This window comes from Gluconobacter sp. ESL1110, assembly GCF_058107395.1.
The window spans coordinates 300,048-311,605 of sequence record NZ_JBYLUK010000011.1; the positions used below are offsets into that span (position 1 = coordinate 300,048).

At 58.3% G+C, this 11,558-nt stretch carries 10 protein-coding genes, 1 tRNA gene and 1 riboswitch; of the genes, 8 read left to right on the plus strand and 3 right to left on the minus strand.

Going from position 1 to position 11,558, the window contains the following annotated elements; genetic code table 11:
- Window positions 1-4 precede the first annotated feature (4 nt).
- Window positions 5-2,746, minus strand: a complete 2,742-nt coding sequence (gene secA, locus AC3B6F_RS14605; protein ID WP_489824900.1) for a preprotein translocase subunit SecA — start codon at window positions 2,744-2,746, stop codon at window positions 5-7.
- A gap of 176 nt (window positions 2,747-2,922) precedes the next feature.
- Here secA and AC3B6F_RS14610 point away from each other — a divergent pair, with 176 nt between their 5' ends.
- The 5 genes from AC3B6F_RS14610 to AC3B6F_RS14630 all read left to right on the plus strand — a co-directional run bounded on the left by AC3B6F_RS14610 (window position 2,923) and on the right by AC3B6F_RS14630 (window position 7,940).
- A complete protein-coding gene (locus AC3B6F_RS14610; protein ID WP_489824901.1) occupies window positions 2,923-3,933 on the plus strand; it encodes a peptidylprolyl isomerase in 1,011 nt (336 codons plus the stop codon).
- A 4-nt stretch (window positions 3,934-3,937) separates the two neighbouring features.
- Entirely contained in the window at window positions 3,938-5,173 is a 1,236-nt protein-coding gene (gene argJ / locus AC3B6F_RS14615; protein ID WP_489824902.1) for a bifunctional glutamate N-acetyltransferase/amino-acid acetyltransferase ArgJ, read from the plus strand.
- Window positions 5,174-5,276: 103 nt separating this feature from the next.
- Window positions 5,277-6,506, plus strand: coding sequence for an NAD(P)/FAD-dependent oxidoreductase (locus tag AC3B6F_RS14620; RefSeq protein WP_489824903.1), 1,230 nt, complete (start codon window positions 5,277-5,279; stop codon window positions 6,504-6,506).
- 50 nt (window positions 6,507-6,556) lie between these two features.
- Window positions 6,557-7,306: a 2OG-Fe dioxygenase family protein gene (locus AC3B6F_RS14625; protein WP_489824904.1), complete on the plus strand. Its 750-nt coding sequence runs from the start codon at window positions 6,557-6,559 to the stop codon at window positions 7,304-7,306.
- 70 nt (window positions 7,307-7,376) lie between these two features.
- On the plus strand, window positions 7,377-7,940 hold the full coding sequence (locus AC3B6F_RS14630) for a hypothetical protein (protein ID WP_062024443.1): 564 nt from the start codon (window positions 7,377-7,379) through the stop codon (window positions 7,938-7,940).
- A gap of 18 nt (window positions 7,941-7,958) precedes the next feature.
- Here the strand turns inward: AC3B6F_RS14630 and AC3B6F_RS14635 are convergent.
- Window positions 7,959-8,032, minus strand: a tRNA-Gly gene (locus AC3B6F_RS14635).
- Between the two features lie 110 nt (window positions 8,033-8,142).
- Window positions 8,143-8,222: riboswitch (SAM riboswitch) on the plus strand.
- 79 nt (window positions 8,223-8,301) lie between these two features.
- Between AC3B6F_RS14635 and metZ the strand changes: the two genes are divergently transcribed.
- The 3 genes from metZ to AC3B6F_RS14650 are packed head-to-tail and all read left to right on the plus strand — an operon-like array spanning window position 8,302 to window position 11,231.
- Complete coding sequence (gene metZ / locus AC3B6F_RS14640; RefSeq protein ID WP_489824905.1) at window positions 8,302-9,495, plus strand: O-succinylhomoserine sulfhydrylase; 1,194 nt, start codon at window positions 8,302-8,304, stop codon at window positions 9,493-9,495.
- Between the two features lie 40 nt (window positions 9,496-9,535).
- Entirely contained in the window at window positions 9,536-10,009 is a 474-nt protein-coding gene (gene apaG, locus AC3B6F_RS14645; protein ID WP_010501050.1) for a Co2+/Mg2+ efflux protein ApaG, read from the plus strand.
- Window positions 10,010-10,064: 55 nt separating this feature from the next.
- The gene (locus AC3B6F_RS14650; protein WP_489824979.1) at window positions 10,065-11,231 is read left to right on the plus strand and encodes a bifunctional 2-C-methyl-D-erythritol 4-phosphate cytidylyltransferase/2-C-methyl-D-erythritol 2,4-cyclodiphosphate synthase; all 1,167 of its coding nucleotides are present in this window, start codon (window positions 10,065-10,067) and stop codon (window positions 11,229-11,231) included.
- A gap of 119 nt (window positions 11,232-11,350) precedes the next feature.
- Here AC3B6F_RS14650 and AC3B6F_RS14655 read toward each other — a convergent pair whose 3' ends face one another.
- The gene (locus tag AC3B6F_RS14655; RefSeq protein WP_015072348.1) at window positions 11,351-11,479 is read right to left on the minus strand and encodes a hypothetical protein; all 129 of its coding nucleotides are present in this window, start codon (window positions 11,477-11,479) and stop codon (window positions 11,351-11,353) included.
- Window positions 11,480-11,558: the final 79 nt, after the last annotated feature.

The following is an 11,558-nucleotide window of genomic DNA, read 5'->3' on the forward strand; positions in this document are numbered from 1 at the left end:
AGGCTCAGGCGAGCCTGCCATGACAGTGTTTGAACTTCTGGCCCGATCCACACGGGCAAAGCGCATTGCGCGGCGTCTCTTCATACCACCGCTGAAGCGTGGCTGCATCTGGCTCTTCTACTGAACCCTGCGCTGCAAACTGCGGCTGAGGCGCGGCAAAGCTCATAACCGGCTGCGAAGCCTGTTCGAGCGCGGGAGCCATCGGAGGAGCCTCGAACGTCTCATGCTGGGCGGATGTATCCACAACCGGATAAGGCGGCGGCTCACTCACAGCCTGAATGCGGCACATGGTCTGCGTCACGCGCATCCGCATGTCATCCAGCATAGCCGTAAACATCTGGAAGGCTTCCTGCTTGTACTCGTTCAGCGGATCACGCTGACCATAAGCACGCAGGCCAATGCCCTGACGAAGCTGGTCCAGTCCATGCAGATGCTCTTTCCACACGGCATCGAACGTCGTGAGCACAACCTGTTTCTCAATCATGCGCATGAGTTCAGGACCCATGTTCGCCGTGCGGGCTGCCTGAGCCTTCTGGGCTTCAGCTTCCACACGCTCGATCACGCCTTCTGCATCCATGCCATCTTCCTTTGCCCATTCGGCAATCGGAAGATCGAGGTTCAGAATATCAGTCACGCTCTTGGAAAGGCCCGCTGTATCCCACGCTTCGGCAAAAGATTTCTCGGGGATATGGGCATGAACCAGATCCTCAATGGTGTGCAAACGCAGCTCCGCGATCACACCAGACAGATCTTCAGACGACATGTATTCCTTGCGCTGGGAATAAACTTCCTTGCGCTGGTCATTCATGACGTCGTCGTATTTCAGCGTGTTCTTACGCATGTCGAAGTTGCGGGCTTCAACGCGCTTCTGAGCCTTCTCGACGGCCTTGTTCAGCCACGGGTGAACAATCGCCTCCCCTTCTTTCAGACCCATCTTCTGCATCATCGCGCCCATACGGTCGCCAGAGAAAATGCGGATCAGGTCGTCTTCAAGTGACAGGAAGAAACGGGAATTACCCGGATCGCCTTGACGTCCCGAACGGCCACGCAGCTGGTTATCAACACGACGGCTCTCATGACGCTCCGTCCCGATGACATACAGACCACCGGATTCATGAACCGCGCCATGGTTGACTTCAACCGTCTTGCGGATTTCTTCGGCAATACGCTCGCGCTCGGCTTCATCCTCGATACCATCCGTATAGGCATGGATGAGCATCTCGATATTGCCACCGAGTTTGATGTCCGTACCGCGACCAGCCATGTTCGTGGCGATCGTGATGGCACCCGGGGCACCAGCCTGCGCAATGATGCTGGCTTCTTTTTCATGATGCCGGGCATTGAGCACGTTATGCTTGATGCCGCGTCCGGTCAGGATGCTGGAAAGGTATTCACTCTTCTCGATGGACGTCGTGCCCACCAGGATCGGCTGTCCCTTCGCACTGACTTCCTGAATCAGATCGGCAACGGCATTGAACTTCTCGCCAGCCGTCAAATAAACTTCATCATCCGTGTCGATCCGCTTCACCTGACGGTTCGTCGGGATTTCCACAACCGTCAGATTGTAGATTTCCGCAAACTCATCAGCCTCGGTCATGGCCGTACCGGTCATACCGGACAGCTTCGGATACAGACGGAAGTAGTTTTGGAACGTGATGGATGCGAGCGTCTGGTTTTCCTGCTGGATCTCGACGTGCTCTTTCGCTTCCAGTGCCTGATGCAGACCATCCGAATAACGACGGCCATCCATCATACGGCCAGTGAATTCATCAATGATGATCACCTTGCCATCACGGACGATGTAATCAACGTCCCGCGTGAACAGCGTATAAGCTCGCAGGGATTGCTGAACGTGATGCACTACAGCCACGTTATGGATGTCGTACAGACCGCCTTCCTGCAGAACCCCGGCTTCATTCAGAAGCTCTTCAATCCGGTGCGAGCCAGCCTCGGTCAGCGTCACGCTGCGCTGCTTCTCGTCCTTGTCGAAGGTCTCGGGTTCCAGCACCAGCTTCGCCACGACCGCGTCAACCGTCCGGTAAAGCTCTGAACTGTCGTCGGCGGGGCCGGAAATGATCAGCGGTGTCCGGGCTTCGTCGATCAGGATGCTGTCCACTTCATCCACGATTGCGTGGTTGAACGGACGCTGCACCATGTCGGCGAGCGAATATTTCATATTGTCGCGCAGATAGTCGAAGCCGAACTCGTTGTTCGTTCCATAGGTAATATCTGAGGCATAGGCTTCACGACGCTCTTCATCCGCCAGATTGGGGATAATCACGCCTGTCGTCAGACCAAGAAAGCTGTAAAGGACCGACATTTCCTCAGCATCACGACGGGCCAGGTAGTCGTTCACCGTCACGACATGCACGCCCTTGCCGGACAGCGCGTTCAGGTAAACGGCCAGCGTGGCGACAAGGGTTTTACCCTCGCCAGTCCGCATTTCAGCAATCCGACCGTCATGCAGAACCATTGCACCGATCAGCTGCACATCGAAATGGCGCTTACCCAGCACACGCTTCGACGCTTCACGGCAGACAGCAAAAGCTTCCGGCAGCATCGCATCCAGAGTTTCGCCTTTGGCGACGCGTTCTTTGAACTCTACCGTCTTATGCTGAAGCTGCTCGTCACTGAGCGCCTGAACTGTGGGCTCCAGAGCGTTGATCTCGGGCACACGGCGCTGATACGCCTTGAGCGAACGATCATTGGCGGAACCGAAGAGGGCGCGTGCGAGGCGTGCGAACATGCTGAACCTTGAGATGCCGAGCACCCGATCAGAAGCTCTTTCCACCAGCGGAAAGACCTCCCAAACCGGGCAATCACGATTTTCACGTCACGTGGAGATAGGACCCGCGTGCCCACGGGTCAATGGAGAGGCACCCGGGAGGTCCACTAAAATGCCCATTTCCGGAGTGTGACGGAATGGTAAGGGGCCGTGCTCTTGCAGGGTTGAGCGCGCTTTGTCATGGTGCTGCCCATTCGTTTTCCTCCTTCTTTATGGTCCGAGGTATTTTCATGCGGCTTTCCCGCTCCACTCTCGCCTGTGCAGCACTTCTGGCTGGCACGTCGGTTTCAGCTCCTCTCGCTTTCGCGGCTCCTGCTGCCCCGGCTGCTGCTCCAGCACCGGCCGCTGCACCTGCTCCGAAGCCAGACATGGTGATCGCGACCGTCAATGGCGAAAAGATTACCCTCGGTGATGTTCAGCAGGCTGCTGGCAACCTGCCGCCGCAGGCCCGTCAGCTTCAGCCGTCCATGCTGATCCCGCTGCTGGTCAACCAGCTCGTCGATCAGAAGGCGATCCAGATCGCTGCTGGCAAGGAAGGTCTGACCAACAAGCCGGAAGTCAAGGCTGCCATGCAGAACGCTGCCAACAGCGCCCTGCAGAATGCCTATCTGGAAGAGAAGGTCGCTCCACTCGTGACCGATGCGGCTCTGCACGACTACTACCAGACGCACTACGCCAACCAGAAGCCTGAGCAGGAAGTTCATGCTCGCCACATCCTCGTGGAGACGGAAGCACAGGCCAAGGACATCATTGCCCAGCTCAACAAGGGTGCTGACTTCGCGAAGCTTGCTGGCCAGTTGTCCAAGGACAAGGGTTCCGCTGGTGCAAACGGTGGCGATCTTGGCTGGTTCAAGAAGGGTGACATGCTGCCGGCTTTCTCTGAGGCCGCGTTCGCCATGAAGCCGAACACGATCTCCCAGACGCCGGTGCACACGCAGTACGGCTACCATGTGATCCAGGTTCTGGGCACGCGGACCGCTCCGATCCCGAGCTTCGACCAGATCCACGATCAGGTTCGTCAGGAACTGATCCGTGACAAGGTTCGCCAGATCGTTCAGCAGGCTGAATCTCAGGTGAAGGTTGTTCACTTCGACGCACAGGGCAAGCCGGTCGCTGATGCCCCGGCTGCAGTTCCAGCCAAGAAGTAAGACCATGGGAAAGCCGATCGCTGTGTCTCCGCTGTCCCGTCCCCTTCCGGACCTTTCAACGGTTGCCGGCGTACGGCTTTCCGCCGTTGCCGCGGGCGTCCGCTATCAGGGCCGAACGGACCTGATGCTGGCGGAATTTGCCCCCGGCACAGTTGTCGCAGGTGTTTACACACGTAACGCCTGCCCTGGCGCCCCCATCCTGTGGTGCCGTCAGGCCCAGACAACCCCCTACGCCCGCGCTCTTCTGGTCAACGCCGGAAACGCCAATGTCTTCACCGGGCGTGCAGGCATTCAGGCCTGCGAAGACTGCGCTGATGCTGTCAGCGCCATGTTCGACTGCCCGCCGCAGGACGTGTTCCTCGCCTCAACAGGCGTTATTGGCGAGAAACTTCCCCAGCAGCGCATTATTGACGCCCTTCCCGCCGCTCAGGCTGGACTGGACGAGAACAACTGGGAACAGGCTGCCCGCGCCATCATGACGACGGACACCTTCCCGAAGGCTGCCCGCCGTGACGTGACCATCAACGGAACACCCGTTCGCCTTCAGGGCATCGCCAAGGGCTCCGGCATGGTCGCCCCAGACATGGCCACGATGCTGGCTTACGTCGCGACCGACGCCAAAATTCCGCAGAACATTCTCCAATCCCTGCTGTCAGCCGGTTGCGCCAAGAGCTTCAACGCCATCACGGTCGATTCGGATACGTCCACATCCGACATGCTGGTGTTGTTCGCTACGGGTCTTGCAGACAACGAACCTGTGACCGGCCCACACGATCCCGCTCTCGCCGAATTTACCGAAGCCCTGAACGACCTGCTTCTGGAGCTTGCCATTCTCGTCGTCCGTGACGGCGAAGGCGCAACGAAGCAGATCCGCGTGGATGTCACAGGGGCTGATTCCGATGTGTCCGCCCACCGCATCGCCCTCTCGATTGCTAACTCGCCTCTGGTCAAAACGGCTATCGCTGGCGAAGACGCAAACTGGGGCCGCGTGGTGATGGCTGTAGGCAAAAGCGGCGAACCAGCAGACCGGGACCGCCTCTCTGTCGCCATGGGCAGCACCTGGATCGCGCGTGAAGGTGGCGTTGTCGAAAACTACGACGAAGCCCCTGTTGTGGCCCACATGAAGGGTCAGGACATCGAAATCACTGTCGATCTCGGACTGGGTGACGGACAGGCCCGCGTGTGGACCTGTGACCTCACGCATGGCTACATCGACATCAACGGGTCCTATCGCAGCTAAAACGCTCAACACGAGAGCGGGAGCAGGGCTTGTGCAGCCCTTCCGCTCCCGTTAGCACAGTGATCGGCCCAATTGGCGGGCGCCCGGTAAGAGGAAACTGTCCATGTCTGCTGCAACTCGTGTCGTTGTTCTCGGTGGCGGAGTCGGAGGTCTGGAGGCCGCGACGGCCCTTGGTCGCCGCGGCAACATTTCCCTGACACTCGTTGATCGCAGCCCGGTCCATTACTGGAAGCCATCCCTGCATGAATTCGCAGCTGGCACGATGCAGCATGACGGCAACTGCATTCCCTTTACGGAAACTGCCGCAAAATTCGGTTTCAACTTCATTCAGAGCGTTCCCACAGCCGTTGATCGCACAGCCCAAACGGTCACGCTCGAGAACGGCTCGACTCTCCCATACGATTATCTTGTCGTAGCCCTTGGATCGCGCGCCAACGATTTTGGTATTCCCGGAATTGTCGAGCATTGCCGTTTCATCGACAGCCTCAATGACGCGGACACGCTGTATTCCGAGTTCCGCAAGGCGCTTCAGACGGCACGCGCAGCCGGTCAGAAACTGAGCCTCGGTATTGTCGGTGGTGGCGCTACAGGCGTGCAGCTTGCTGCTGAGCTCTGCAAGGCCATTGATGAAGCCCCTGGTTTGGGCGTCTCTGTTCGCAAGAACGGACTGGATGCGGTTCTGATCGAAACCGGCCCGCGTATTCTTCCCGCATTTCCTGAAGCCGTCTCCGAAGCCGCTGCGGCACAACTGGAAAAGCTGGGCATTTCCGTTCGCACGGGAGCGATGGTCGTTGGAGCCGATGAAAACGGCTTTAATCTGAAATCGGGCGAGCAGATTCCTGCAACGCTCCGCATCTGGGCAGCCGGTGTTCGTGCTTCTGATGCAACAACACTGTTCGATGGACTTGAGCGTGGTCGTGCAGGACAGCTTGGCGTGACCCAGACCCTACAGACCACCGAAGACCCCAAGATTTTTGCTATTGGGGACTGTGCCCGCATCGATGCGGCTCCTGTCGCTCCTACAGCACAGGCAGCCCGTCAGCAGGGTCAGTATATCGGTCGTGTACTGCCACAGGTTATTGCCGGACAGACGCCTGCTCCGTTCGTTTACAATGATCGCGGCGCTGTCGTGGCACTTGGTGATTACAATGGCTGGGGTATGCTGGATGCCAACCGCAGCTTTGGCGGTGGCTTGCTCTCCGGTCTTTTTGCCCGTCTGATCCATGAAGGACTGTACCGCCAGCATCAGGCTGGTATCGTAGGCTTGGCAAAAACAGCGTCCACGACGGTTCGGGAACATCTCTCGCCCGTCAAACCAGACCTCGGAGCCTGAACTGCCCGACAGATGTGAGCGTCGGGCATGGCATCACCAAGTGAGCAGACATGACCGACACACCTCTGCCTTCAGCCTTCGACCAGACCGTGCAGCGGGTCGAGACCATTCTTTCTGAAAAAGGTTTCAAGTTCCTGCAAGCGGACACAATGCGTCCGCTGCTTGAACATGAGGGTCTGACGGACTGGGATACGTTTGCCTCAAGCTGGAACGATCTTGGCCTTGATCTCTACATGGCCGATGGCGGTCGATACCGGCGGCGGCGTTATGCGACATTCTCAGTCAACGATGGGTTGATTACCCGCAAGCCTCACCAGCCTCACTATCAGAGTCGGGATCATAACCTGCTGAATGGCGGGATTGAACGCTGGTTTGGCGCCATTGAAGATAGCATTGCCACCCATCCCGCAATGTTGGCGGCCATCCGGACCATCAGCCGACTCGCAGATGCTCTGACACCGCCGGAAGAAAAACCAGAAACCTGGCATACGGAGGTTCATCAGTTCCGCATTGAGGCCAATCCTGACAGCGAAGGCCGACCGACACCAGAAGGTATGCACCGTGACGGCGTTGACTGGGTTCTCGTTCTGATGATCGGACGGCACAATGTCGAGCAGGGCGTCACGACCATTCATGACAACCAGAAAGACCTTCTGGGGTCTTTCACCCTAACCAAACCGCTCGACGCCGCCATTGTGGATGATCATCGCGTTTATCACGGCGTCACGGCTGTCACACCACAAAACCCTGACGAACCAGCCTATCGGGACGTTCTGGTCATCACGCTTCGGCACGAATAACGTTCGAATCTTCCAAAGCTGGGAATCTGTCATGGATCGTCCGGCGTAATTCCGTGTTAAGAATCATATTATGACGATCCAGCAGATTCTTTCCCGCACCCGGCCTCGCCATCTGGCGCTGCTGGCAGTCTCCTCCCTCGCGATTGCCGCCACGGTAAGCGCCGCGACAACGCATCATCGGGCAAAGCACCATACGCAGCATTCTTCTGCTGCGGCAGCGGGTCCAGCCCCCGTCATTCTGTCCGCCCACCCTGGCACACAGCTTGATATCGATGCCCGCAAGCTGAATTCCGATGATTTGGAAGATGCCGCCAAGCATCACGACCACCCGGTTGTGCTGGTCGGCTCTGCGCCCCTGTCGTCTGGCAAAAATGACGAAGCCCTGTTCGTACAGCTTCAGTCCGCCCGTCTCTGCGGCTCTGCAGGCTGCACGACGTCTGTCTATCTGCGCCATAACGATAGCTGGAACACCGTTCTGGATTCAGTGAACGGTGATATTTCCGTTCTCCCGACGCGCCATAAAGGCATGCATGACCTGCTGGTCGGCAAAAATGACAAGTGGATCTGGGACGGCAACGAATATCAGGACACGCTGAGTGCACCACCCATGCCCAAGATGAACGGACCGAACTGACAATTTTTCAGGGAAATCTGGAGCGGGTGAAGGGAATCGAACCCTCGTATGCAGCTTGGGAAGCTGCCGTTCTACCATTGAACTACACCCGCAATGTCGTCGCTTATATCCTCCCCTCCGCCCCTCTGCAATCCATGCCGAGGGGTGTTGACGCAAAACCACTCCTCGTTTCATAGTCTTGCCCGTCAGGCGGCCCTAAAGACCGTTTGGCCCTCGTGATTTGAGCGGCCGGCTTGCGGCGAGGATAAATAATTGCGCTAAAGAGGCCCTGCGGTTTTCCACCTACGGTTTCCCCAGGACTTCCACGGCCCGCCACATGCTTTTCACCTAAGCGGTGAAAACCTTTGGAGGGACTGATCTTATGTCTTCAGAAAACTGGCGCACAGCCACGCGTCTCCTGCACGACGCCCCGAACCGCACTGAATTCGGTGAAACGTCCGAAGCGCTCTTTCTGACATCCGGCTTCGTTTATGACAGCGCCGAACAGGCTGCCGCCACTTTCACGGGCGATGTCGAGCATTTCCAGTATTCGCGTTTCGGCAATCCGACGGTGGACACACTTCAGGAACGCCTTGCGCTTCTGGAAGGTGCAGACGCCTGTATCGCCACGTCTACAGGCATGGGTGCCGTCTCTTCAGCTCTGCTGGCGCATGTCAAAACCGGTGAGCGCGTCGTTGCCTCTCGCGCGATCTTTGGCTCCTGCTACTGGATCGTCACGGTACTTCTGCCGCGCTACGGCATCGAGACCGAACTGGTCGACGGCGACGATTACGACGCCTGGGAAAAGGCACTTTCGCGCCCAACCGCCGCCGTTCTGATCGAAAGCCCGTCCAACCCGATGCTGGATGTTCTCGATATCCAGCGTATTGCGGACCTTGCCCACAAGGCGGGTGCCCTGCTGATGGTGGACAACGTTTTCGCCTCCCCGATCGGTCAGTCCCCGCTCAAGCTGGGAGCAGATGTTGTACTGTATTCCTGTACCAAGCATATTGACGGTCAGGGACGTGTTCTGGGCGGTGCGGTTCTGGGCAACGACACATGGATCAAGGAGACGCTCCAGCCGTTCACCCGCAACACAGGTAACGCCCTGTCTCCGTTTAATGCCTGGGTGCTTCTCAAGGGCCTCGAAACCCTCAAACTTCGGACCGAAGCCATGGCGCGCAATGCGGCTGCCGTTGCCGATGCGCTGGCAGCACTTCCGGGCGTCGTAAACGTCCGTTATCCGGGTCGTACCGACCATCCGCAGCATGACCTTGCCCAAAAGCAGATGAACAATGGTGGCTCTCTGGTTGCCTTTGAAGTCGAGAACGGCAAGGCCGGGGCCTTTGCCTGCCTCAATGCTTTCGGTCTGATTGCAATTTCCAACAACCTTGGTGATGCCCGCAGCCTCGCGACGCATCCGGCCACGACGACCCATATGCGCGTCAGTGAAGAAGAACGGGCACGTCTGGGCATTACGGATGGCGTGATCCGTCTGTCCGTCGGGCTTGAAGACGCAGCCGACCTGATTGCAGACGTCACGGCCGGTGCTGCCGCGGCTCACGCTGCAAAATAAGTTTCCTGACAAAAATGCGGGATGACATTAGAATGGCCGCATGCCTGACAAGTCATCCCACCCTCACCTCCTGTCGGACCCGGAAACGGCGCTGGCCGAAGCCATGGATAATGCGCCCCGTTTCAGCCAGATAACAGACGACGTGACCGTCACGGTCCGGACGTTCTGGCTGGACGACCAATCCCATCCGGAAGACCACCGCTTTGCGTGGGCCTACCATATTTGCATCGAAAATGGCCGGAAGGAGACCTTCCAACTCATTTCCCGCAGTTGGGAAATCGTGGATGGCCTTGGGCGTATTGAACACGTTCATGGCGATGGAGTGGTGGGAGAACAGCCTATCATTCCGGCGAAAGACCAGTTCGACTACACGTCAGGCGCCATGCTCACGACGCCGGGTGGCTTCATGCGGGGCACGTATCATATGCTTGAACCCGTCTCCGGGCAGCGTTTCGACGTGCAGATTCCCACATTCAGCCTCGACAGCCCCCATGGCGAGGGACTTCTGCACTGATGCGGCCTGACGCGCGGGCTTGACGTTCAGCCCCCCACGGCCCATTCCTGCGCCCATGCGTATCGCCGCCCTTCTTCTCGCCGCCGGTCGTGGTCGGCGATTTGCCGCCGCTTCACCCGAGGGTGAAGGTTCCAGCAAGCAGTTCCGGATGCTACGGGGCAAACCCGTCATCCGCCGCGCTGCAGAAGCTCTCCTGCCACATGTGGATGTGCTTCTGCCGGTTGGAGACGACCCCCTGCTGGCTGAGAGCCTTGCCGGGCTGAATGTTCTGTCCCCCGTTTCTGGCGGAGCGGAACGTCACGACAGCGTGCGGAATGGGCTGGAAACACTCGCCAACTTGCCGGAACCACCGGATCTTGTGCTGGTTCATGATGGCGCCCGTCCCTGCGTCCCGGCAGAAGTGGTTCAGAACGTCATTGAGGCGCTGAAGACCCATGCAGGCGTCATTCCCGCCGTTGCGGTCAGCGATACCATCAAAAAAGTCCGGGACGGCATCATTATCGATACGGTCCCGCGCGAAAACCTGTGGCGCGCACAGACGCCGCAGGGCTTCCATTTCCCGACCCTGCTCGATCTGCATCGCACCCAGCGCGATGCCCGCACCGACGATGCCGCCCTGCTGGAGCAGGGCGGCCATCCGGTCGCGATCGTTCAGGGATCGGACAACAATATCAAACTGACAGTTGCGGAGGATCTGATGCGTCTTGAAGGTGTAATCGACGGCAACCTGCTGCCCCGCGTCGGGCTTGGCTACGACGTTCACGCATTCGAGGAAGGCCGCAAGCTGATCCTCTGCGGGATTGAAATTCCGCACACAAAGGGCCTCGCTGGTCATTCGGACGCCGATGTCGGCATCCACACGCTGTGTGATGCTATTTATGGCGCACTGGCTGAGGGTGACATTGGCCGTCACTTCCCGCCGACCGACAACGAGTGGAAGGACATGGATTCGGCCCGCTTCCTGATCCATGCTGGCGAGCGCATCCGCGCCCGTGGTGGCTTCCTCGTGAACGCAGACATTACGCTGATCTGCGAGCGCCCCAAGATCGGCCCGCATGCCCAGGCCATGCAGGAGCGTCTGGCAGAACTGCTTCAGGTCAATGTCAGCCGCATTTCCGTGAAGGCCACGACATCCGAGCGTCTGGGCTTCACGGGCCGTGAAGAAGGAATTGCGGCCACGGCTGCTGTCAGCATCATGGTACCGGACAACGGAGACGCCTGAGCGTCTTCAGCTATTTCTGTTTTTAGAGAGAGCCCGCTTCTCCGTGGAAGTGGGCTTTTTTCATGCCTTCACACTCAGGAGGACATGTCAGGCAAATAAACTGCGAGGCGACGGGCGCCTCAGCCGTGAATAGCGCAGACAACAACAATAATCGGCGTTGCTGCCAGAAGTAGCCATGCTCCCATGGAACACTTCGCTACAAGGCGTGTACCCATGTGGCGCATGGGGCGACTGACGGATACCGACATATCTTCCTCGACTCTGACGTTACAGGACAGATCGGAAATTGCGTCATAACTTCCCTCAGAAGCCAGTCACTAATCATCT

Excerpts from the sequence above, each read along its gene's own strand:
- secA (WP_489824900.1), bottom strand. The coding sequence starts at position 2,746 with ATGTTCGCACGCCTCGCACGCGCCCTCTTCGGTTCCGCCAATGATCGT.
- AC3B6F_RS14610 (WP_489824901.1), top strand. The coding sequence starts at position 2,923 with ATGGTAAGGGGCCGTGCTCTTGCAGGGTTGAGCGCGCTTTGTCATGGT.
- argJ (WP_489824902.1), top strand. The coding sequence starts at position 3,938 with ATGGGAAAGCCGATCGCTGTGTCTCCGCTGTCCCGTCCCCTTCCGGAC.
- AC3B6F_RS14620 (WP_489824903.1), top strand. The coding sequence starts at position 5,277 with ATGTCTGCTGCAACTCGTGTCGTTGTTCTCGGTGGCGGAGTCGGAGGT.
- AC3B6F_RS14625 (WP_489824904.1), top strand. The coding sequence starts at position 6,557 with ATGACCGACACACCTCTGCCTTCAGCCTTCGACCAGACCGTGCAGCGG.
- AC3B6F_RS14630 (WP_062024443.1), top strand. The coding sequence starts at position 7,377 with ATGACGATCCAGCAGATTCTTTCCCGCACCCGGCCTCGCCATCTGGCG.
- metZ (WP_489824905.1), top strand. The coding sequence starts at position 8,302 with ATGTCTTCAGAAAACTGGCGCACAGCCACGCGTCTCCTGCACGACGCC.
- apaG (WP_010501050.1), top strand. The coding sequence starts at position 9,536 with ATGCCTGACAAGTCATCCCACCCTCACCTCCTGTCGGACCCGGAAACG.
- AC3B6F_RS14650 (WP_489824979.1), top strand. The coding sequence starts at position 10,065 with ATGCGTATCGCCGCCCTTCTTCTCGCCGCCGGTCGTGGTCGGCGATTT.
- AC3B6F_RS14655 (WP_015072348.1), bottom strand. The coding sequence starts at position 11,479 with ATGTCGGTATCCGTCAGTCGCCCCATGCGCCACATGGGTACACGCCTT.